16 protein-coding genes and 1 riboswitch are annotated in these 21,676 nt (G+C 72.8%); of the genes, 8 read left to right on the top strand and 8 right to left on the bottom strand.

Going from position 1 to position 21,676, the window contains the following annotated elements; all coding sequences use genetic code 11:
- Positions 1 to 119: 119 nt before the first annotated feature.
- The 3 genes from ACFWHU_RS07580 to ACFWHU_RS07570 are packed head-to-tail and all read left to right on the top strand — an operon-like array spanning position 120 to position 5,914.
- On the top strand, positions 120 to 971 hold the full coding sequence (locus tag ACFWHU_RS07580; RefSeq protein ID WP_387224306.1) for a DUF4132 domain-containing protein: 852 nt from the start codon (positions 120 to 122) through the stop codon (positions 969 to 971).
- A gap of 31 nt (positions 972 to 1,002) precedes the next feature.
- On the top strand, positions 1,003 to 4,752 hold the full coding sequence (locus ACFWHU_RS07575; protein ID WP_387224304.1) for a hypothetical protein: 3,750 nt from the start codon (positions 1,003 to 1,005) through the stop codon (positions 4,750 to 4,752).
- 34 nt (positions 4,753 to 4,786) lie between these two features.
- Positions 4,787 to 5,914 carry a serpin family protein gene (locus tag ACFWHU_RS07570; protein WP_387224303.1) on the top strand — a complete coding sequence of 376 codons (1,128 nt, stop codon included), beginning with the start codon at positions 4,787 to 4,789 and terminating at the stop codon, positions 5,912 to 5,914.
- Between the two features lie 288 nt (positions 5,915 to 6,202).
- Here the strand turns inward: ACFWHU_RS07570 and ACFWHU_RS07565 are convergent, their stop codons facing one another.
- A complete protein-coding gene (locus ACFWHU_RS07565; protein WP_385792891.1) occupies positions 6,203 to 6,580 on the bottom strand; it encodes a winged helix-turn-helix transcriptional regulator in 378 nt (125 codons plus the stop codon).
- A 123-nt stretch (positions 6,581 to 6,703) separates the two neighbouring features.
- Between ACFWHU_RS07565 and ACFWHU_RS07560 the strand changes: the two genes are divergently transcribed.
- Entirely contained in the window at positions 6,704 to 7,579 is an 876-nt protein-coding gene (locus ACFWHU_RS07560; RefSeq protein WP_387224300.1) for an NAD(P)-dependent oxidoreductase, read from the top strand.
- Between the two features lie 114 nt (positions 7,580 to 7,693).
- Here the strand turns inward: ACFWHU_RS07560 and cpt are convergent, their stop codons facing one another.
- Together cpt and ACFWHU_RS07550 are read right to left on the bottom strand one after the other, a co-directional pair.
- Positions 7,694 to 8,230, bottom strand: a complete 537-nt coding sequence (gene cpt / locus ACFWHU_RS07555) for a chloramphenicol phosphotransferase CPT (RefSeq protein ID WP_387224298.1) — start codon at positions 8,228 to 8,230, stop codon at positions 7,694 to 7,696.
- A gap of 64 nt (positions 8,231 to 8,294) precedes the next feature.
- The gene (locus ACFWHU_RS07550; protein WP_387224296.1) at positions 8,295 to 9,422 is read right to left on the bottom strand and encodes a DUF2330 domain-containing protein; all 1,128 of its coding nucleotides are present in this window, start codon (positions 9,420 to 9,422) and stop codon (positions 8,295 to 8,297) included.
- 232 nt (positions 9,423 to 9,654) lie between these two features.
- Between ACFWHU_RS07550 and ACFWHU_RS07545 the strand changes: the two genes are divergently transcribed.
- Positions 9,655 to 11,799: a bifunctional glycosyltransferase 87/phosphatase PAP2 family protein gene (locus ACFWHU_RS07545; protein ID WP_387224294.1), complete on the top strand. Its 2,145-nt coding sequence runs from the start codon at positions 9,655 to 9,657 to the stop codon at positions 11,797 to 11,799.
- A gap of 39 nt (positions 11,800 to 11,838) precedes the next feature.
- Entirely contained in the window at positions 11,839 to 12,354 is a 516-nt protein-coding gene (locus ACFWHU_RS07540; RefSeq protein WP_387224292.1) for a GNAT family N-acetyltransferase, read from the top strand.
- An 8-nt stretch (positions 12,355 to 12,362) separates the two neighbouring features.
- Here ACFWHU_RS07540 and ACFWHU_RS07535 read toward each other — a convergent pair whose 3' ends face one another.
- From ACFWHU_RS07535 to ACFWHU_RS07515, 5 genes are all read right to left on the bottom strand, one after another.
- Positions 12,363 to 13,202, bottom strand: coding sequence for an ECF transporter S component (locus tag ACFWHU_RS07535; RefSeq protein WP_385792898.1), 840 nt, complete (start codon positions 13,200 to 13,202; stop codon positions 12,363 to 12,365).
- Positions 13,199 to 15,124, bottom strand: a complete 1,926-nt coding sequence (locus tag ACFWHU_RS07530; RefSeq protein WP_387224290.1) for an ABC transporter ATP-binding protein — start codon at positions 15,122 to 15,124, stop codon at positions 13,199 to 13,201. Before ACFWHU_RS07530 ends, ACFWHU_RS07535 begins: the two co-directional genes overlap by 4 nt.
- Complete coding sequence (locus tag ACFWHU_RS07525; RefSeq protein ID WP_385793098.1) at positions 15,121 to 16,200, bottom strand: energy-coupling factor transporter transmembrane protein EcfT; 1,080 nt, start codon at positions 16,198 to 16,200, stop codon at positions 15,121 to 15,123. The genes ACFWHU_RS07530 and ACFWHU_RS07525 overlap by 4 nt, the downstream gene beginning before the upstream one ends.
- Before the next feature lie 511 nt (positions 16,201 to 16,711).
- A complete protein-coding gene (locus ACFWHU_RS07520) occupies positions 16,712 to 17,425 on the bottom strand; it encodes an SCO2322 family protein (RefSeq protein ID WP_387224289.1) in 714 nt (237 codons plus the stop codon).
- Complete coding sequence (locus ACFWHU_RS07515; RefSeq protein WP_387224288.1) at positions 17,422 to 18,726, bottom strand: prenyltransferase/squalene oxidase repeat-containing protein; 1,305 nt, start codon at positions 18,724 to 18,726, stop codon at positions 17,422 to 17,424. Before ACFWHU_RS07515 ends, ACFWHU_RS07520 begins: the two co-directional genes overlap by 4 nt.
- Before the next feature lie 142 nt (positions 18,727 to 18,868).
- Positions 18,869 to 18,941: riboswitch (cobalamin riboswitch) on the bottom strand.
- Between the two features lie 542 nt (positions 18,942 to 19,483).
- Between ACFWHU_RS07515 and ACFWHU_RS07510 the strand changes: the two genes are divergently transcribed.
- A complete protein-coding gene (locus tag ACFWHU_RS07510; protein WP_387224287.1) occupies positions 19,484 to 20,803 on the top strand; it encodes a glycosyltransferase family 4 protein in 1,320 nt (439 codons plus the stop codon).
- 137 nt (positions 20,804 to 20,940) lie between these two features.
- Positions 20,941 to 21,675, top strand: coding sequence for a class I SAM-dependent methyltransferase (locus ACFWHU_RS07505; protein WP_385792904.1), 735 nt, complete (start codon positions 20,941 to 20,943; stop codon positions 21,673 to 21,675).
- Position 21,676 lies beyond the last annotated feature (1 nt).

The following is a 21,676-nucleotide window of genomic DNA, read 5'->3' as shown; positions in this document are numbered from 1 at the left end:
TCCGGCGGTTTCTTGTGCCCGGCTCGCCGGTAGAACGCGGCCAGAGCCTCCGGGTCGGAGCGGTCGAGCGTGAGGCGGCTGCCAGCCCGTTGTCAGTGGGGCCTGGCAGAGTCGAGGGCATGACGACGACTCCACTCGCGTGGGTGCCCGCGATCTACGGCCACGAACTGGCCCTGGACGGCATGGATCTGAGATGCCGGAAGACCGACGGCCGGCTTCTGAGATCTGTCCCGTCGGCCGTTCGGAGAAGCCCGGTCGGGGAGCGGTTCAACGCGCTGCGCGAGCAGTTGGCCGGGCACGAGAAGGAGTGCCGGGCCACCGTCGAGTCGTGGCTGCTGGGCGGGACACCGGTCCCCGCCGCGCTCCTCGCACAGGTGTGGCCGGATCCCGGCTGGCGGGCGTGTCTGCGGTATCTGGTGGTGCGGGTCGACGGCCGGGTGGGACTGCTGGAGGAGGTGTCCGAGGACGGACAGGTGCGCGTACGGGAGGCGGACGGCGCGCCGTACGAGGCGCCGGTCACTTCGCCCGTGACGCCGGCGCACCCCGTCCTGCTGGACGATCTCGCCCCGTGGCGGGGCCTTCTGGAGGAGCTCGGTGTCACCCAGGGGGTCGAGCAGGTGAGCCGTTCGGTTCACCGTCCGCGGGAGGGAATCGATCCCGGGGCCACCGGCATCGACGCGGACGGGGACGAGCGCGCCGAGGAGGCCGGGGGCGCCCGGTCGCGCGCAGTCGCGAACGGCTTCGATGTGCGCGGTGGATTCGCCGTGCTGGGGACGACCGACCTCGGCGTGACGGTGGAGGCGCGCTGCTGGGTGGGAAGCGGGGAGCCCGGACCGTCCGAGAAGGCCGGGAGACTTCTGTGGGTCGATGCTGCGGAACGGCCGGTGCCGCTGGGCGAGTTGGGGCCGGTGGCCTGGTCCGAAGGCCGTCGGATGGCGGAGATCGTGTACGGCGGAACAGATCCACACTGATTCACACTGATCCACGGGGGACCGAAGACCGATGACGCACGACGCGAACACGCACGACGCGAACACGCACAACGCCAACACGCACGACGTGAAGACGCATGACGCCGATACGCATGACGTGAACGCGAGCCTCGGCGCGGACGCAGCGAACGCCGCGGCACTGGCGGCAGGGCTGGCACCGCCCGGGACGCGGGGCGGCGAGGACATCACCGCCCGGCGGTACGGCCACCCGCTGCTGGGCGCGCGCCCCATGATCCGGCTCACCGGGCGGACAGTCGCGCCCGTCGAGGACCGGATCCTGGCCGACCTCGGCTACTCCGCGCCGGACGTGGGGGAGCCCGTGGCGGCCGGACACCGTCCGGCACTCCGCTATCCGGCCTGGGCGCTGGTCCATGACCCCGCACACAGCACGGTGGCGCTGACGGCGGGCGTCGAGATGGCGCGGGCCGGGCGGCTGGTCGGCCCCCGGCCGGGCCCCGCGCTCGATGAGTTCCAGCGGATCGCGGCGACGCTCCCCGCCGACCATCTGCCGCTGTTCTGGGAAGAGGTCGGCCGGATGTTCCTCGCGGCCGGCCGGGACAAACAGGGCGCGATGATGTTCGGCAGGGCGCGGTCCGCCGACCGGCACACCACCATGGCCGTCGATCCGGCCCGCCGACGCGCGGTGTTCCTGGAATTCGCACTGGCCGGAGCCCTGTCGGCCAAGGACATCAAGGCGTACGTCGGCGAGCTGTCCCAGGGGCCCGACACCCTGGAGGCCTACCGCGAACTGCGGGAGCTGGCTCTGCGGCGGACGACGGGCGGGCTCGCGCCCTGGCCCGAGATGCTCAAGCAGATCGGCAAGCTCGCCGGGGCAGCAGGCCTGGACGTCGTCGACGAGCACCGGCTGCTGCTGGAGAGCTTGGTGGACACGCCCGCCCTGTGGCGGACGGCGGACGGTTTCTGGACGGGACAGCGCAAGCTGCTGGTGCCCGCGATCAGGGCCTCCGTGGCACTGAGGACGCGGCTGCTCCTGAGGCTGACCGAGGTGCGGCCCTCGGAGATGGACTCCTGGTGGTGCGGCGTACTCGAGGAGACCGGAGCGCTCGACCACCTGGCCGGTGACGCGGCCGAGTGGCTGTCCGCGATGCTCGTCCGGTACGGCGGGGCCACGTCCCCTTGCGTACCCGACGAGTTGCTGCGGTCGGCGCCCCGACTGGCGGACCGGATCCGGGAAGCGGGGACGCCGGTACGGTTTTGCCCAGGCGTCCCCGAGGACAGCTACAGCATCGACGCGGTGGCCCTGGTCCGTTGTCTGGACGCGGGGATCCCGGTGGAGGACCCCGGCCCGAAAGCGTCGTTGAGGAACTGGCAGGGGTCACGGGGGGCCGCGCATGTCAATCTTCAGGCGCTGATCGACGACGAACGGTTCGGCCCGGTGCTGGTCCGGTCGGTTCCGCAGGAGGGGGACGAGTTCCGCGGGCTGTGGCGGGAGAAGGCCCTGCGCCCGGTCCTGCGCGCGATCATCGAGGACCAGGTCCGGCGCGCGCGATCGGGCGGTCTGGCGGACGTGACCCTCGCGCTGCGCTGGATGGAGGACAACCTCCGTGCGGACATGCTGCGAGAGGCGCCCGACCTGGCCGACCGGATCGCGGACCTCGACATGGTGACGCCCCTGACCCGTACGCTGCGCGCGGGAATCCTGGACGAGTTGGGCTGGGCGGCCCTGGACGAGGCCGTCGCCGAGCTGACGGGCAAGGACTTCTGGGGCCGGGCGAGCTGGCCCGTCCTGACCGTCCACGATCGCCGGAAGGCCATCGCGATCGGGCCCGGTGGCCGTATCGCGGAGCACCGGCTGCGGGTGCCGGGCGGAGCGGCCGAATTCCACCACACACCGGAGGTCAGCTTCTCCGACGGACAGTTCCTCGTCCTGCACTACATCAACGGCAGGCAGCGGCACTACTGGTCGGACGCACCGGACGAGACCTTCGACGTACGGCCCGGGAAATGGCAGTCGCTCCACTACGAACCGGCCCGGCACGGATACACGTTCATGGCGCCGAACGGCCGGCGGTTCATGGGGCATCAGGTGCTCGGCCCCCGCGAGGAGCGCGTCGGACCGAACGGCCATATGTTCCACGACGGCCGGGACTTCTGGTGGCACACCACCGACGGTCTGCAATCGCGGGTGCACCGTGTCGACCTGGCGACCGGCGAGCTGGCCGACGACGGTCCGCCGGACTTCTTCGACCCGGCCCTCCTGGGCGAGAACGAGCGCTGGAACTTCGAGTCCTCCTCACTGGCACCGCTGCCGTACGGCGTCAAGGAGTCACCGCTGGGCAGCGACGGCAGGCGGGTGGGTCTGCGGGTCGCCGAGGACAGGGTGACCGGACAGGTCCGTTATCACCGTGTCGACGGCGTCCACGGCGAGTTCGACGGAGCCGGCGCCACCGCGATCTGGGGTCTGCTCGATCTGCCGGGCGCCGAGAAGCGGCTGGTGCTCAGCGGCGGTGTCGGCAAATACCGTCCGGTCGTCGCCCGTGACGCCGAGACGGGCGAGATCTACTGGCAGGCGGAGCTGAGGAACGACGGCTGGACGGACAGCACGCCCGACCTGATGGCCGCCGGGACCCGGCTCATCCCGCCGCCCGCCTTCTGGCACTTCCTCACACCGCGCGACCCCGCGGGCTCGCGGGCCCTGCGGGAGATCACCGAGGACACCGTGCGGCGTCTGCTGACGGCCGCGGCCACGTCCGAGGACGCGCTGCGCACGGCTGTCGGAAAGCTGCTGCCCGAGGTCGGCCACCCGCTGCTCCTCCGGGGTGTCCTCGGGTGTGTCCGGGCGGCCACCGAACAGATCTCCCACCGGAACCTGATCCTCACCCGGCTGAAGCGGTCCCCCCGGGCACGGATCAAGGTGTCGGAGGAGGATCTGGGCGGGGCGCTGGAAGGGTTGGTCAGCCAGTACAACAGCGGGTACCACGGTACGGCGACGCAGATCGAACTCACCTCGGCCCTCTTCGCCGGCGCGATCGACGCGGAGACCGCGACGGAGCACTGGCTGGACAACTACAGCTCCTTCGACTGGACCGAGCTACCCGGTCGGGTCGGGGGTCTCGCGGTCCGTGCCGTGAGCGCCGTCACCGGTACCGCGCACCGCCGGGCGCTGGCACGGCTGTTGAGGTTCTGGGCCCTGTCGCCGCTGGCGGAACCGGGCCTGGAACGTGGTCTGTTCGACAGCCGCGAGCAGCCGGCCGCGCTGTCCGGGGAGAGCGGCGCACTGATGCCGCTGAGCATCACCATGCTTCACGGGGAGTGGGGCCGGTCCCACTACGACGGCATCCGGGACATCGCCGCTTATCTGCGACGGGGGACCGTGCCACGCCCCGCCGGGTTCCTCGATACCCGAGCCGTGCCCGAAGGCTGGGCCACGCCCGAGCGGCTGCACCGGCTGGTCGACGAACTGGAGCACGCCGGACCGGTCCCCTTCGATCCCGCCGCGGCCGGGCGGCTCGCCGAGGCGACCGGGCTCGCCCCGGCCGCAGCTGCCCTGCTCATGGCGGGGCTCCCCCATGTCGAGGACAGCGGGCACAACTTCCTGCCACCGCGGATCCGTCGGGCGCTGGGCGTGAAGGTGGCGGACGCCGCGGACGCGCGCGACTGGTTCCGTCGTATACCGGTGGTCGCCCGGCTGGAGCTCTACGACGCGGCCATGCCCGACGACCCGGCCGGGTTGTGGGACCAGAGCGCGACGGCGGAGCGGTTGGCCGCGGCGTGGCACGGAGCGGGGGTCGGACTCTGACCGGCGGGTGGTGTGCCCGTCGTAGGGTCGACGCATGGGACAGGCGACAGGACTGACGACACATGCCGGGGCGATGCGGACGCTCGCCGAGCGATGGCTGCGGGTGCGCGGCGAGGGTGAACAGCACGGAGTGGACGGCGACTTCGTCTGTTCGCCCGCCGGGCTGTGGCTGGCGCTCGGCGCGGTGACCGCGGGAGCGCGGGGGGAGACCGCCGGGGAGCTGGAGGCGTTGCTGGGGCTCGGCGGGGCGGATGCCGCCGGCGGTGTCGCCGGGGCCGTGACCGACAGCGCCCGCGCGCTCGCCGAGACCGAGCAACTGGGCGTGGCCACCAGGGTATGGAGCCGCACCCCGGTCTACCGCGCCTATCGGGAAGCGCTGCCCGACATCGGCTTCGGGCACATGGACCCGGCCGAGATCGACGCGTGGGTACGGGAGGCGACCGGCGGGCTCATCGAGAGACTGCCGGTGGAGATCGACAAGAACTCGCTGCTCGCCCTCGTCAACGTCCTCGCGCTGAAGGCGCGTTGGGCCACCCCCTTCGAGGGGCGTGCCACCGCCGACCGGCCCTTCACGGACGCGGCCGGATCGGTGCGTCAGGTGCCGACCATGCACCAGCACCTCGGTGCGCGCTCCGGATGGACGGTGGACGGCACGCATGTGGTCGAACTGCGCTGCGAGGGTGGCGAGTCGGCGGTGCGCGTGCGGTTCGTGCTGGGGGAGGAGGGGGCGAGGGCGGCGGACGTCCTCGCCGCCGGGTGGGCGCCCGAGGAGCGCCGCGTCCCGATCGACACCGAGATGATCGCCCTCGCGCTGCCGCGGCTCGAACTCCGTACGACGATGGAGATCGCGCCCCAACTGGCGGCGCTCGGCGTGACGTACGCGACGACCGACCACGCGGATTTCTCCGCGCTGTCGCCGGAACCGCTCAAGATCGAGAAGGTGGTCCAGGAAGCGGTGGTGAAGGTCGCCGAACTGGGCGTCGAGGCGGCGGCGGTGACGGTGATCGTGATGCGGGCGGCAGGCATGGCACGGCCGCCGCGCGTGGTGCCGATCGCCTTCGACCGGCCGTTCGGCGTGGTGGTCCTGGACGGCACCGGCGAGGTGCCCCTGTTCACGGCCTGGCAGGCGAGTGCGCCTCGCGGGCCGGTGGTCGAGGAGTAGCCCCGGACGGGGCAGCGGTGCTCGCCGTGGTCGCGGGCGCCCAGTCGCGACCTTCGCCGCCGAGGTGGGCGGCTTCCCTACCCGGCCCTGTCCACACGGAAGGTGCGCTAGGTCGTGTCTTCGAAGTAGCGCCGTCCGCCCGCAGGGCGGGGCCGGCGGCGGCTGGTGCGGTGCATCGCGAGGCGGAGGATCGGTCTTGTGGATGGACCAGTCGTACTTGGCCGACTCCGACAACGCGGCGAGGTGCCGTGCCAGGCGTCACCGACCTCTACGGCTTCTCTGTCCGCTTCATCGCCGTGGTGTCGCGGCAACGTCCACGGAGACCTTCTCGGCCCCGATCCGCCCCATGCGTTCGGCGCCCCATTTCCCCAGAGACGTCAGGGCGGTGTTGAGCGAGACACCGTGCTCCGTCAGGGAGTACTCGACCTTCGGCGGCACCTCGCGGTACACCTCACGGTGCACGAGCCCGTCCTCCTCCATCTCCCGCAGATGCTGAATCAGCATCTTCTCGCTGACACCCGGCAGACCGCGCCGAAGCTCGCCGAACCGGCGTACGCCGTAGTGGTGCAACTCCCAGAGGATCAGGGACTTCCACTTGCCGCTGACGACGTCCATCGCCGCGTCGATGCCGCAGAAGTAGGGACCACGCCGTGCCGATGTCGCCATTCGCCCCCCAAGACGTACTTACCTCTGGGTGAGTACCCGACCAATTAGTCCGTACTGGTCAACTCTACTGACTGCGGCGAGGATCGAGCCCAGGGGAGAGACACACGGAGGAGAGCGCCGGGAATGACGACTGACAACAGTGTCCGGGTGAGTGTTCTCGGGCTGGGGGCGATGGGCACCGCCCTCGCGGACACCCTTGTGAAGGCGGGATGCGCCACAACGGTCTGGAACCGCTCACCGGGGAAGGCGGACGGCCTCGTCGCGCGGGGCGCGGACGTCGCCGCCACGGCCGGCGACGCGGTCCGGGCAGGCCGATCGGTGATCGCATGCCTGCTGGACCACGCGTCGGTCCACGAGGTGCTCGATCCGCTTACGGGCGAGCTCGCCGGAAGAACCCTGGTCAACGTGACCACGACGTCCCCCGCTCAGTCACGGGAGTTGGCCGCCTGGGCGGCCGATGCCGGGGTCGCGTATCTGGACGGCGGCATCATGGCCGTACCCCACATGATCGGCCGGCCCGGGGCGTCGGTCCTCTACAGCGGATCGGCCGACGCCTTCGATGAGCACAAGCCGCTGCTCGAACTGTGGGGAACCAGTACGTACTTCGGTGAGGACGCGGGGCTGGCGTCTCTCTGCGACCTCGCCCTGCTCGCGAGCATGTATGTCATGTTCGCCGGATTCATGCATGGCGCCGCCATGGTCGCCCCGGCCGGTGTGACGGCGAGCGTGTTCGCCGCCCACGCCGCGCCCTGGCTGACTGCCATGACCGGCGAGTTCCAGGGATACGCCGCGGTCATCGACGGCGAGGACTACAGCGTGGAAGGGCAACAGAGTCTCGCCTTCTCCGACCTCGACGACCTCCTGGCAGCCAGTGCCGACCAGGGCATCAGCTCCGAGGTGGTCGACATGGTCCAGCGGCTGATCCAGCGCCAGATCGACGCGGGTCATGGAGAGCAGGGCTTCGCCCGAATCATCGAGAGCATCAGGCAGCCGGGCTGAGAGCCTCCCGCGTGCGGACGGGTGTGTGGTCGGGGTCGTATGCCTCAACGACGGGCCAGGCCCGTCGCGGCCGGCCCCAGGCGGCCACCCACGCACACCAACAACCGCGCGCCGTCAGTCGATTACACGCGACGCGATCGTTCGCGCGCACATCAGGGACTCCGTGTGTGTCGTGTCCACCTCCAGGTCGTAGACCACGCCCTTGTGGACCACCTCCGCCTGTGACTCGGCCATCCCCCGGGTCCGGTCCCCGCGGGCGATCTCGCGGGCCGCCGCGACCGGGGCGTCACATCTGACGCCGACCCACAGCACGTCCACCCCGCCGACGGCCTTCCGCCATCGCCGCTGGGACGCCGGTCCGCCGAGGAAGACGTCGTCGATGATGACCCTGGCGCCCGCGCGGGCCATCCCCACCACGCCCTCCACCCAGGCCGCGTCCAGGGCCGTGAAATCCGCCCCGACCCTCACCCCGCCGTCCGCGGTGAACTCGATGCCCCCGGCGGATCCGTGCATCTTCGCGGGCATGGCGTCGACCAGCGAGTCGACCCCGAACGCGAGCCACGGGTCCGGCAGTACGGCTTGCAGGCACCGCACGATCCCGGACTTCCCCGAGCTCGAACCGCCGTTGAGAATGATCATCCGAGTCGTCACCGCGCCACAGTAGGGCCCCTCCCGCACCGCGCGAAACGCATTTCGGCGGGCGCCGGGCCAGCCACTAGCCCGGCGGTACGCCGCCCGTCCGGCGCCGTACCCGCAGCACCGCCGTGACCACCACCAGCAGCGTCAGCACCACGAACACGCCGCCCACCGCCGCCAGCCACGCCGGGACGCCCGCGAACATGCGCAGCTCGTAGTCGTAGTACACGCGGCGGTACGGCGTGTCCGACGCCGTCGCGCGCAACTCGTGGTCCGCGTCGATGCGTTCGGGGCGCGGGAAGTACTGGTCGATCGCCGTGAGGAACATCCCCTCCGCGCCCGCCAGTTCACCCAGCGCCGGTGAGTCCTCGGCCGAGACCCGGCCCGCGAAGCGTATCTCCGGCTCGTCCCCGCCGATCGACGCGCGCGGTTCCATCCGGTGGTCGGCCAGCACGTACAGGCCCAGCGACTGGGGCTGGTCCGCCAGTCGGGACAGGCGCATCGGGTAGACCAGCCGGTCGCTCTCGAAGCTCAGCCGCAGCGGGTCGAGCGTCCCGCGCAGGGGCGCGCCTTCCTCCTCCGGGGCCAGCCGGACCGCGACGTACTCCCACTCCTGGTCCACGTACGGCTGGAGCCCCGTCGCGAGGTCCGCCGGCAGTTCGAAGCCGTTCGTCTCCAGCCAGTCCCGCAGCGCGTCGGGGTCCGTCGCCGTCAGGCGTGCCACGTCGAAGTCGCCGAGGCGTTCGCGGCCGACGACTCCGACCGGGGGCGCGGCGTCGCCCGGCAGCGGCGCGCCGGCCGACATGCCGTCGCCGTCCGAAGCGAAGGGCCAGTCGTCGTCGCGCGGCCAGAAGTAGTGGCGGGTACGGCGCTCCGGCTCCGTGAGGGCGTCGAGTTCGCCGAAGAGATCCGGATCGCCCAGTTCCACATCCGCGCGGTTCGGCACCGGCATGATCCACGCGGCCTCCGGCGCGTTCCCGTTCACCGTGAAACGCATCACGATCTGCTCCGTGGCGCCGTCCCAACGGACCACCGACGTCTCCCGGTCGACCCCCACCGTGGACTGACGGCCCGGCACCATCGCGCCGCAGCCGCACGCGTACGCCGGTGCGATCAGCGACCCGAGCTGTGCCAGCAACAGCGCGCACACCACCACCAGCGCCCGTCGAGCCCTCCGCGTGCCCCATATGCCCGGCGTGCCCCGCATCCCCCGTACCCCCCATGCCGCGTCGCGTGCCGTCCGTCCGGCGCGTCAACCCAACGCCTCAGACGGCATCGGCCGCCGGTACGGTTCCTGGCCGCGCTCCCGAGGGGCACGGTGCCCCGGCCGGTCGACTGTGGTGTCATCGGTGCTTTCATCGGCATTTGGACAAAACAGGGATGACACTCAGGCGAAGAGGGGGTTGCCTGAGTCTCCACAGTGGGGGAATGCGAGGCTCATGACCCAGGGTCGAGGGTTGGAAACGGAGGGTCGGCGCGGCGTGGCGAATGCGGAGCAGGGTGTGCGGGGCAGCACGGTGGCAGGCAGCGGATTCGGGGTCGCACGCGCGGTGCTCTGGGCCCTCGCGGCCGGTCTCGCGGTACGGCAGGCGGTGGCCGTCCTGCGGCTGCCCCCCGGCGAGCGGCTGCTCGATCTGGAGACCTGGATCGGGGAGAACGGCGTACTGCATGTGTCGGGCTCGCTGTACGAGAGCGGGAAGTTCACCGGCACCCCGTTCTCCGGCCTCGTGCTCAAACCACTCGGCCGGGCCGCCGAACACGCCCTCGGGGTCGCCTGGACCCTCGGCACACTGCTGCTCGTCGTCGCACTCGGTCTCGTCGCCGCGCGCGCCGTACCGGGCCCCGTCTCCCGCCGTACGAGAGTTCTCGCCGCGCCGGTCGCGATCAGCCTGCTCATGCTGTCCCTGCCGGTCCGCAACAGCTTCCACCTCGGCCAGACCAGCATCATCCCGGTGCTTCTCGTCCTGGTCGGATTCTTCGTCGCGCGCGGCGACCGGGGTCAACCCGGTCCCGGCATCCTCATCGGTCTCGGCGCCGCCCTCCAGCCCGCCGTGCTGCTGTTCGCCCCACTGCTCTGGCTGACCGGCCGCAGACGCCAGGCCCTCTCCACGGTCGGCACGTTCGCGGCCTGTACGGCGCTCGCCTGGGTGGTGCTGCCGAGCGACACCTGGACGTACGTGACCCGCCATCTCGCGGGCGCGGGTCTCGGCGAGAGCCCGGACAGCCTCGCCAACCAGTCCCTGCACGGGGCGCTGTTGCGGATGGGCCTCGAAGGACCGCTGGAGATCGCGCTGTTCGTCGTGCTGGCCGCGGCCGTCTGCTTCGTCGGGCTGCGCCGCGCGGCGCGCTACGCACTGGATGGGCAGCTGCTACTGGCCGTCGCGATCACCGGCTGCGTGGCCGTCGCCGTCTCGCCCACCGCGTGGCAGCACCAGTTGCTGTGGCTGCTGCTCGCGCTCGTCGGCCGGGTCGGCACCCGCGCCGCCGACCGGCCCGTGTGGCCGGCGGTCGTGGTGATAGTCATGACGCTGCCCGGCAAGATGATGCTGCCGAACATGACGCTCCTGCACCCGGTGCGGGACAACGTGCTGCTGATCGCGGCCCTGGCCGCCGCCTGCGCCGTCCCCTTCCAGTCCCGTACGTCGCCGTACTTCACGCGGCCGATCGCGACCGAGTACGCGAAGCCCGTCGCCGCGCGCTGGAGACACGTCCCGCTCGCGCCGTTCTGGCGGCGGCTGGTCACCCGGCCGAACCTGCTGCTCGAACTGCTCGCCATCCGCGTCGGCTACTCCGTCTACTCGCACATCCGGGCCGCCGCCACCGGCGGACGCGAGGCCGCCGAGTCGCACGCCCACCAGGTCATCGCCATAGAGGAAGCTCTCGGCATCGACGTCGAGCACTGGGTCAACCACGCGGTGGTGAAGGCGAGTTGGGCGGAAGGATTCTTCGACTTCTACTACACCTCGTTCCACTTCGTCGTGCCGCTGGCCATCCTCGCCGTCCTGTACGTACGGCGGCCCGCCGACTACCGCTGGGCGCGCGCCTCGCTCGCCTTCGCCACCCTGCTCGCGCTGCTCGGCTTCTGGCTCTACCCACTGGCACCGCCGCGGCTGATGCCGGGCCTGGACTACATCGACACGGTGCACGGCCCGCAGGACCTCGCGAACCCGGACTACGGCCCGATGACCACCATCACCAACCAGTACGCGGCGATGCCGTCGCTGCACTTCGGCTGGTCGCTGTGGTGCGGGATCGTGATCGTGCTGCTGGCGCCCAAGATGTGGATGAAGCTCCTGGGGCTGCTCCATCCGCTGTTCACCGTCTGCGCGATCGTCGCCACGGCCAACCACTGGGTGCTGGACGCGGTGGGCGGCGCGGTGGTCGTGGGCGCGGGCTTCACCCTCACGTACGTCCTGTCGGGGCCGCGCAGGCTCCAGCGGGCGGTGCGGCCGACGCTGAAACCGGGGCCCGTGGAAGTGCCGGGAGCCGTCACGGGGCTGAAGACCACGGACGGGGAGGGCCCGGCGGACGGCGCGGCCGGACCGGGGGAGCGGGACGGGGCCACGAAGTCGGCTGCCCGGTAAACCACTTGATCGCCCGGCGCGGACTTCTATCGTTCTCGGATGACAACCGCGCTCCGGCTGGAGAAGATCACCCCCGGCAACCTCGACGCCGCGCTCGGCGTCAAGGTCCGCCCCGACCAGGAGCATTTGGTCGCGCCCGTCGTGAAGTCCCTCGCCGAGGCGTACGTCCACCCGGACGTCGCCTGGCCCCGGCTCATCCTCGACGGGGAGCGGACCGTCGGCTTCCTGATGGCCTTCCTCGACATCGACTTCGCGGGCGACGGGACGGGCAGGGACATCCGCTCGGGCCTGTGGCGTCTCAACATCGCGGCCGGTGAACAAGGGCGTGGCTACGGCCGTTTCGCGGTCGGCGCCGTGGCCGCCGAGATCCGCCGCCGCGGCGGCACCCGTCTGACCGCCACCTGGGAGCCGGGCGACGACGGGCCCGAACGCTTCTACCTGGGGCTCGGGTTCCGGCTGACGGGAGAGACGAGCGGGGACGAGACGGTGGGGGAGTTGGAGTGGGAGGCGGCGGCGCCGGGGGAGCCGGTGGGAGAACCGGGCCGCGCCGGCTGACGCCCGGCTCAGCGCGGGGGCCGCCCGGCCGGTTCCTCGAAGGCGACCTCCGCGTCGAACGCGGCCCGCCGGGTCGCCCGGCGCAGCGCCTTGAGGACCGTGGCGCCGATCGTCAGCGTCAGTACGACGGTGAGCGCCGCCCGCCCCAGGTCCCAGCCGAACGACGTCGCCGCGCAGTACGCCAGGAAGCGCACCAGATTCTCGTGGACCGGGTCGCCCGGCAGGAACGAGATCCCGGAGGAGAGCCCGCCGATATAGGTCCAGCCCTGGAGATTCATGATCGTGCCGTACGCGAAGGCGGCGAGGGCCCCGTACGCGGCGAGCATCAGAGACTCCCCGCGTCCGCGCAGCCGGTCCGGGCCCGGCAGCAGCCCCGCGCCCATCGTGAACCAGCCCATCGACAGCATCTGGAACGGCATCCACGGTCCGACGCCGCCGGTCAGCAGCGCGGAGGCGAACATCGTGACCGCGCCGAGGACGAAACCGAAGCCGGGGCCCAGGACCCGGCCGCTCAGCACCATCAGGAAGAACATCGGCTCCAGACCGGCCGTCCCCGCGCCGAGCGGGCGCAGCGCGGCGCCGACGGCGGCCAGTACGCCGAGCATGGCGACCGCCTTGGCGTCGAGGCCGGAGTCGGCGATCGTCGCGACGACGACGGCGACCAGGAGCGGGAGCAGCACGGCGAAGAGCCAGGGCGCGTCCCGGGAGTGGGCGAGCCCGGAGGCGGAGTCGGCGAGCAGCGGCCATCCGAAGGCGATCACGCCGATCGCGCTGACGAGGGCGAGCGCGGCGACGGAACGGGGACCGAGGCGTACGGCGCGGGCCTGGGGGTCGGGCGCGGCGCTCATGCCGGATCCTCGCCGGTGCGGGTCGCATCCGCCGGGCCGGTCGTGTCGTGCGCGTCCGGCGTACCGGTCGTACCCGCCGGGCCGGTCCCGCCGTGTGCGTCAGTCGTACCCGGCGCGACGGTCGCGCTGTGTGCGTCCGGCGTACCGGTCGCGCCAATCGCACCCGTCGCATCCGCCGTGCCGGTCGCGTCGGGTGAAGCCGCGGCCCCGCTCGTACCCGTTGCACTGCTTGCCAGTGCCTGGCGTACCTGAGAGACCGTCAGCCAGCCTTGCGGCGCCATGATCTTCGCGACCTGGGGTGCGAACGCCGGTGAGGAGACGACCACTTGGGACGTCGGACCGTCGGCGACGATCTCGCCGTCGGCCAGGATCACCACCCGGCGGGCGAGTTCGGCGGCCAGCTCCACATCGTGGGTGGCCAGTACGATCGCGTGCCCTTCGGCCGCGAGCGCGCGCAGGACGTCCACGAGGCGGGCCTTCGCGGCGTAGTCCAGTCCGCGCGTCGGCTCGTCCAGGAGCAGCAGCGGGGGCCGGCCCGTCAGTACGATCGCCAGCGCCAGCGCCAGCCGCTGCCCCTCCGACAGGTCACGCGGATGCGTCGTGTCGGGTACGTGCGGCAGCAGTTCGTCGACCAGCGCGCGGCAACTGCCGGGCGGCGCACCCGCGTCGGCGTCCGCCGCCGCGCACTCGGCGGCGACCGTGTCCGCGTACAGCAGGTCGCGCGGCTCCTGCGGGACGAGCCCGACCTGCCGGATCAGCTCGCGCGGATGGGTACGGTGCGGGGCGCGCCCGCCGACGGTGACCGAGCCGGACGAGGGCTCGACCATGCCGACGAGGGTGGCGAGCAGCGTGGACTTGCCCGCGCCGTTGCGGCCCATGAGCGCGACGGTCTCGCCGGGGGTGACGGTGAGGTCGATGCCGCGCAGCGCCTCGATCCGGCCGCGCCGTACGGCGAGTCGGCCGGCCGTCGCGATCTCGGTGCCCGGGTTGCCGGGCTCCGGTGGCCGGCGGTGCAGCAGGCGGCCGAGCGCGGTACGGGGCGTGGTCGGCCGGCCGGCCGGTGCCACGGGAGACGGCGCCGCCTCGTCCGCCGACGGCGGCGTCGTTGCGGCGAGTCGGTCGCGCAGACCGGCCGCCCGGCGGCGCGCGTCGCGTACGGACAGCGGCAGCGGGTCCCAGCCGGCCAGCCGGCCGAGCGCCACCACCGGCGGACAGACGGGGGAGACGGCCATGATCCGCTCCGGCTCGCCGACGACCGGGGCCTCGCCGGGGCCGGGGAGGAGGATGACCTGGTCCGCGTACTGCACGACCCGCTCCAGCCGGTGTTCGGCCATCAGCACGGTCGTCCCCAGGTCGTGCACCAGCCGTTGCAGTACGGCCAGCACCTCCTCGGCCGCCGCCGGGTCGAGCGCGGACGTCGGCTCGTCCAGGACCAGCACCTTGGGGTGCGGGGTCAGCACGGAACCGATCGCTACGCGCTGCCGCTGGCCGCCGGAGAGAGTGGCGATCGGGCGGTCGCGCAGCTCGGCCAGGCCGAGCAGGTCCAGGGTCTCCTCGACGCGTCGCCGCATCACGTCGGGGGCCAGGCCCAACGACTCCATGCCGTAGGCCAGTTCGTCCTCGACCGTGTCCGTGACGAAGTGGGCGAGCGGGTCCTGGCCCACCGTGCCGACGAGATCGGCGAGTTCGCGCGGCTTGTGGGTGCGGGTGTCGCGGCCGTCGACGGTCACCCGGCCGCGGAGCCGGCCGCCGGTGAAGTGCGGGACGAGCCCGGACACCGCGCCCAGCAGGGTGGACTTGCCGACGCCCGAGGGGCCGACGAGCAGCACCAACTCGCCCTCGGGGACGGTGAGATCGACTCCCCGGAGGGCGGGGGCCGGTGCGTCGGCGTAGGTCACCGACACCTGCTCGAACCGGATCACCGGGTCTTCTCCTCGGGTGTGGTGGTGGGGGTGGCGGGCAGGGGCGCGACGAAGGCCGGGAGCAGGCCGAGCAGGATGCCGGCGGCGGGCCAGAGCGGCAGACCGGGTGCCACGAGCGGTACGACGCCGGGGTGCAGGCCCGCCGGGTCGTACGCGGCCGCCCGGATCATCAGCACGGCGACGGCCGCGCCCGACCCCGCGACCAGCCAGGCCCGGACGCCCCACAGGTCGGGGCGGTAGCGCGTACGGACCGAACGGCGCCCGCCGAGCCGCAGACCGGCGAGCGCGGCGGCGAGCCCGATGCCGAGGAGGGGCAGACCGTATCCGGCGCCCTCGGCGGCGAGGAGCCCGTACGTGCCCGCGCAGACGCCGAGCAGGCCGCCGAGGGTAAGTGCGGTGGTGGTGTGCCGGACGGCTGGCGGTACGGCGGCCGTCCGGCCGTAGCCGCGCGCGTCCATCGACGCGGCGACGGCGACGGAGCGCTCCAACGCGCCCTCCAGGACAGGCAGTCCGATCTGGAGGATCGCCTTCACGCCGCCGGTCGGCCGGCCGCGCAGCCGGCGGGCGGTGCGCAGGCGCAGGACGTCGGCGACCATGTTCGGCGCGAAGGTCATGGCGACGACAACGGCGACACCGGCCTCGTACAGCGCGCCCGGCAGGGACTTGAGCAGTCTGGCCGGATTGGCGAGCGCGTTCGCGGCGCCCACGCAGATGAGGAGCGTGGCGAGCTTGGCACCGTCGTACAGCGCGAACACCAACTGCTCGGCCGTCACCCGGCCCCCGATCCGGACGCCCTTCGCCCAGTCGGGCAGGGGCAGTTCGGGCAGGGTCACGATCAGGTGCGAGCCGGGGACGGGCGAGCCGAGGAAGGCGGAGAAGACGAGCCGCACGACGATGACGGCGAGCCCGAGCTTGACGAAGGCCCCGTACGAGCGGGCCCACGGCGCGTCGGTCCGCCGGGCGGCGACGACGTAACCGGCCACCCCGACGAGGAGCCCGAGCAGCAGCGGATTGGTGGTCCGCGAGGCGGCGACGGCCAGCCCGAGAGCCCACAACCACCACGCCCCGGCGTGCAGGGCGTTGCTGCGGGTGGCTTGTGGGGCGCGGAGGCTGCGGCGGGTGCGCGATGGCGCGCCGGCGGACCGTGCCGGTGCGGTCCCGGTGCCTCGGCCCTGGTCCGTGCGGCTGCGCGTGGGTGCGTCGGCGTTGTCCTCCGGGGGAGGGGGCGGTTCGTCGTTATGGCCCGTGCGGTGGGCGCCGGGACCGCTGCCTGTGCGCGCGGGCGCGCCGGCGGACCGTGCCGGTGCGGGGCCCGTTGTGGTGCCCCGCTCCACGTCGGCGCTCGCGCGCCCGGCCACACCGGCGGGAGCGTCGGGGTAAGGCTCCGTGCCGGGGCCGGGGGCCCGGTTCGCGTCCGGCGCGCGGCTCACCCGTGTGTCGCCGTCCCGGTCGGTTCCGGGGGCGTCGGCCATCAGGGCGGTGGGGCCGTCCGTCTCACGGGGGTGCGGGCCGTCCACGCCGGAGCCCGTACCCGCCCGGCCCGTGCCGTCGACCGCGTCGGCCTCGTCGCGGACCCCGTCGGCCGGCTCAGCCGCGGCGACGGCGCGCCTGCCAGACGGCGGCCGCGGCCAGGGTGAGCACGGCCGCGGCTCCCGCGAGGATGCCGAGCGACGGGGTGCCACCCGTCTCGTCCTCGTCGTCCCTGGTGAGACCGCCGGTGGCGCGGGAGGCGGTGGGGGCCGGGGACGCGTCCGCTTCGCCCGAGATCTGTTCGCCGCAGCCCGACTTCGGGTAGCCGCTGATCGCGCAGAGCAGCGCGGCGCTGTTGTAGCGCAGGGGCTTCGCCACCGCCGCGAGGGCGTCCGCGCTCGTCGCGTCGGCGTCGACGCGGGCGCACTCGGCGAGCGGCGCCGGCGGCTTCTCGCCGTCCGGGGCGTCCGCCTCCGTACCGGGGTCGACGACCACCGCGATCCGCTTGGCGCCGCTCTTCGCGGGGGTCGACCCGCAGACGGCCGCGAAGTCCGGTGTCTCGCGGGGCTTCGCCGCGTCCTGGCTGTCCGCGCTGACCGCGAAGCGGAAACCGTTGACCGCGCCGTCGGCGGGGCGGGCGAGGGCCGGTCCCTGTGTGGCGTACGTCCACCGCGCGCCGTCGCTCTCCCAGAACGACCAGTAGCGGTAGCCCGCCGCGTGGGCCGTCCCCGTGCCCGGCACCGTCAGCGCGCCGGTGAACGCGAGCAGGACCGCGACGAGCGGGACGACCCGCCGGGCCCGTATCCGCACGCGTACCGGTGCCCGCCTCATGACCGGCGCCGCTTCGCCCGCACCACGAACAGCGTGCAGATGACGAGCGCGGCGAACGCCCCGATGCCCATCGTCCAGATGTTCCCGGCCATGCTGTGCTTCTCGGCCTTCTGCTCCGCCAGCACCTTCTGCTGCTCGGCGGTCGTCAACGGCTTGGGCCCGATCCACTTGGGCGCCGGGCCCGTCGCGTTCAGGGCCTTCACCAGGTCGGTGCCGCCGAAGGTGCGCGGATCGGTGCTCGTCGTGTGCGCGGCGAAGATCAACTGGGCGTAGGCGGCGGGGCCGTTCTCCTTCGCCCACGCGGCCGAGTTCTTCTCCAGCCACTTCATCGGGGCCGCCGCCTGCTTGCCGTACCCGGCGGTCGTCAGCGCGACAACGGCGTCCGCCGTGTTGCCGAAGTCCGGCAGCGGCGCCGAGTCGGCGGCGCCGGGCATGGGCGGCTGGTCGAGATGGCCGGTCTTGGCGAGCGCCTTCACCAGATACGACGCGCCGTTGCGCGCCGCGCGCTCCGGAGTGAGCGGGTGCAGATCCTGGCAGACGGGACCGGGGCCGGGCTCGACGCCCGTCGTGACCATCCGCTTCCCGATCCCGCCGAGCAGACCGGCGGCCGTGGCGTCGGCGTTGGGGAGCAATTTGCCGGACTTGTCCGGCTGGTACGCGAACGCGCCGCCGCCCTCCTTCGCGTCGCAGGGGATCGCGAAGGTGTTCAGCGCCTGGTACGGGGACCTGCCGTCCGTCGACAGCCGTGTGCCGACCGGGGCGCCGCCGGCGGCCAGTGCTCCTATCACCAGTCCCGTGGAGTTGGCGTCGCTGGGCGCGCCCGCGCTGTACCCCCAGCCGCCGTCCTTGTTCTGCGCGGAGGCCAGCCAGCTCATGCCGTTGTTCATGGCGTCCGGGTACGTGGTGAGCGCGGCCAGTATCTGCACGGCGGCGGCCGTGGAGTTGGTGTCGACGACGGTCGTCGCGTCGCAGGGCTTCGTGGTGTCGGGGCGGTACGCGGGGAAGGCGCCGCTGTCGCACTGCTGGCCGAGGAGCCAGCTGACGGCGGAGTCGGCGGGCATGACGTTCACGGCGCGCTGCGCCAGCATGGCGAGCGACTGGCGCCAGACGCCATCGTAGGTCGGGTCCGCCGTGCCGTACATCCCGGCGGGGAGCGGGGCCGGCGGCCCGGCGGGGGCCCCCTCGTCGGCAGTGGAAGCCGGGGCGGCCAGGGCAACGGAGGGGACGGCGGTCACGCACAGGACGGCGGCTGCGGCGAGCGCTGCTGCGCCGCGCGCCACGTGGCGGCGAACGGTGGTCATGGCGGGTGCGGCCTCTCCTGCGTAAACGCGTGAACGCGGGAACCGGGCAGGCACGCTGAGGTACCGGGCTCGGCTCCGTATGCCTCGACGGTGCCGGCCACCGGGGGTTTCCGGCGGCGCGAGCCGGTCACGTCCGCGTCCGGGGTGTTCCGACTCGCCGCCGGTGAGGGCGGCTCACGGTTGCGGGTCAGTGCCGGATTCGCACCGGCTTCCCCCCGTACGGGCATGATGACGACGCGCTCACTCTACCGGCCCCTTTTCGCCCACCCCGGACGCCGCCGCCCGGGCCGCGACCGGACGGGTCCGCCGGGGCGGTCCCGGCGGGGCCCCCGGCCAGGCCAGCGGAGGGGGCGGCGGTCACGCGCAGGACGGCGGATGCGGCGAACGGTGGTCGTGACGGGTGCGGCCTCTCCCGCGTTGCCGCTGCCGGCGCCGCGACCGGACGGGACCACCGGGGTGCGCGCCTTCCGGACCGGACCGGTCCCGATCCCCGGAGCGGCTCGTGTCGACGCCGTCCCGCGATCGGGGACGCGCGTCGTCTGACGCCGTGTCATCGATCATGCCCACCCGCCGACTCCGGCCGCACCGCACGCGCCCGCCGTGGTGCGAATCACCCGGGGCCGCCCCTCTGTGTGGCGCTACCTGCCGGTAGATTCGAGGCTCCCTGTGTCCTCCCGTCCCCCGGGCGGGAACTTGTTCCGGATTGACGCGAGCGGTTACGCTCCGCCGAAAGTGAAGTGAGAAGTGAGGGCCGAGAGTGACCGCTGAGGCCGTAGAGGCGGGTACCCCCGCAGGGCCCGCAGGCACCTCCGCGGCGGCGGACCGGCCGCTGCGGATCGCGCTCCTCACCTACAAGGGCAACCCCTACTGCGGCGGCCAGGGCGTCTACGTACGGCACCTCTCACGCGAGCTGGCCCGCCTCGGCCACAGCGTCGAGGTCATCGGCGCCCAGCCCTACCCCGTACTCGACGAAGGCGTCCCGCTCACCGAACTCGGCAGTCTCGACCTCTACCGGCAGCCCGACCCGTTCCGGACGCCGAAGCGCGGCGAGTACCGCGACTGGATCGACGCACTCGAAGTCGCCACCATGTGGACCGGCGGCTTCCCCGAACCGCTGACCTTCTCGCTGCGCGCCCGCCGTCATCTGGCAGCCCGCGAGGGCGAGTTCGACGTCGTCCACGACAACCAGACCCTTGGCTACGGGCTCCTCGGCGACCTCGGCGCCCCCCTCGTCACCACCATCCACCACCCCATCACCGTCGACCGGCGGCTGGAGATCGACGCCGCCGACGGGCGGCGCGCCCGCGCCTCCGTACGGCGCTGGTACGGCTTCACCCGCATGCAGAAGCGCGTCGCGCGCCGGCTGCCGGCCGTGGTCACCGTCTCCGGCAGCTCGAAGCAGGAGATCACCGACCACCTCGGGGTGCGGCCCGACCGCATCCGGGTCGTCCCGATCGGCGCCGACACACGCCTCTTCTCGCCGGACCCCGCCGTCCCCGAGATCCCGGGCCGGATCGTCACCACCTCCAGCGCCGACGTGCCGCTGAAGGGGCTCATACATCTGGTCGAGGCGCTGGCCAAGGTGCGGACGTCGACCCCGTCGGCGCATCTCGTCGTCGTCGGCAAGCGCGCCGAGGACGGGCCCGTCTACCGGGCCATCGAGCGGTACGGGCTCGGCGACGCCGTCCAGTTCGTCAAGGGCATCTCCGACGCCGAACTGGTCGACCTCGTGCGCGGCGCGCAGATCGCGTGCGTGCCTTCCCTGTACGAGGGGTTCTCGCTGCCCGCCGCCGAGGCCATGGCCACCGGCACCCCGTTGGTCGCCACCACCGGCGGCGCGATCCCCGAGGTCGCGGGGGCCGACGGCGAGAGCTGTCTGGCCGTGCCGCCCGGCGACGCGGACGCCCTGGCCGTCGCGCTCAACAGACTGCTCGCAGACCAGGAGTTGCGCGAGCGCCTCGGCGCCGCAGGGCGCGAGCGGGTGCTGAGCAGGTTCACCTGGGCGCGCGCCGCCGAGGGCACCGTCGAGCTGTACCGCGCGGCCGTCGCCGCCCACACGAAGGCGGCCGGCCGATGACGACTTCCGCCCGGCGCCGGCCCTGTCGCCGTCCCACGGCCTTCTGACCGACGGTTCCGGCCGACCCCCGCCCCCCGACCCTTTGTCCCGACATCTCGCCCCCGCCCTCCCCATTCCGACCGCGAAAGCAGGAACTCGTGCTGACCGTGGACTTCTCCCGTTTCCCGCTCGCCGCCGGCGACCGGGTGCTCGATCTGGGGTGCGGCGCGGGCCGGCACGCCTTCGAGTGCTACCGGCGCGGCGCCCAGGTCGTGGCCCTCGACCGGAACGGTGCGGAGATCCGCGAGGTCGCCACCTGGTTCGCCGCTATGAAGGAGGCCGGCGAGGCGCCACCCGGCGCCACCGCCACCGCGATGGAGGGCGACGCGCTGAACCTCCCCTTCCCCGACGAGTCCTTCGACGTCGTGATCATCTCCGAGGTCATGGAGCACATCCCCGACGACAAGGGCGTACTCGCCGAGATGGTCCGCGTCCTGCGGCCCGGCGGCCGGATCGCCGTGACCGTGCCCCGTTACGGCCCCGAGAAGGTCTGCTGGTCGCTCTCCGACGCGTACCACGAGGTCGAGGGCGGCCATATCCGTATCTACAAGGCCGATGAACTCCTCGACCGGATACGGGAGGCCGGACTCCGGCCGTACGGAACCCATCACGCGCACGCCCTGCACTCGCCGTACTGGTGGCTCAAGTGCGCCTTCGGCGTGGACAACGACCGGGCCCTGCCCGTCCGCGCGTACCACAAGCTCCTCGTCTGGGACATCATGAAGAAGCCCTTCGCGACGCGCTTCGCCGAACAACTGCTCAACCCGGTCGTCGGCAAGAGCTTCGTCGCCTACGCCACCAAGCCGCACCTGCCGACGGCGGAGGGCAAGTGAC

Source organism: Streptomyces sp. NPDC060366, assembly GCF_042725135.1.
GTDB lineage: Bacteria > Actinomycetota > Actinomycetes > Streptomycetales > Streptomycetaceae > Streptomyces.
Note: the sequence above shows the minus strand (reverse complement) of the source record. Positions and strands in the feature narration are given on the sequence as shown.

Bases quoted from the DNA above. Each gene is read 5' to 3' on its own strand.
- ACFWHU_RS07580 (WP_387224306.1), top strand. From the start codon at position 120: ATGACGACGACTCCACTCGCGTGGGTGCCCGCGATCTACGGCCACGAA.
- ACFWHU_RS07575 (WP_387224304.1), top strand. From the start codon at position 1,003: ATGACGCACGACGCGAACACGCACGACGCGAACACGCACAACGCCAAC.
- ACFWHU_RS07570 (WP_387224303.1), top strand. From the start codon at position 4,787: ATGGGACAGGCGACAGGACTGACGACACATGCCGGGGCGATGCGGACG.
- ACFWHU_RS07565 (WP_385792891.1), bottom strand. From the start codon at position 6,580: ATGGCGACATCGGCACGGCGTGGTCCCTACTTCTGCGGCATCGACGCG.
- ACFWHU_RS07560 (WP_387224300.1), top strand. From the start codon at position 6,704: ATGACGACTGACAACAGTGTCCGGGTGAGTGTTCTCGGGCTGGGGGCG.
- ACFWHU_RS07550 (WP_387224296.1), bottom strand. From the start codon at position 9,422: ATGCGGGGCACGCCGGGCATATGGGGCACGCGGAGGGCTCGACGGGCG.
- ACFWHU_RS07545 (WP_387224294.1), top strand. From the start codon at position 9,655: ATGACCCAGGGTCGAGGGTTGGAAACGGAGGGTCGGCGCGGCGTGGCG.
- ACFWHU_RS07540 (WP_387224292.1), top strand. From the start codon at position 11,839: ATGACAACCGCGCTCCGGCTGGAGAAGATCACCCCCGGCAACCTCGAC.
- ACFWHU_RS07535 (WP_385792898.1), bottom strand. From the start codon at position 13,202: ATGAGCGCCGCGCCCGACCCCCAGGCCCGCGCCGTACGCCTCGGTCCC.
- ACFWHU_RS07520 (WP_387224289.1), bottom strand. From the start codon at position 17,425: ATGAGGCGGGCACCGGTACGCGTGCGGATACGGGCCCGGCGGGTCGTC.
- ACFWHU_RS07515 (WP_387224288.1), bottom strand. From the start codon at position 18,726: ATGACCACCGTTCGCCGCCACGTGGCGCGCGGCGCAGCAGCGCTCGCC.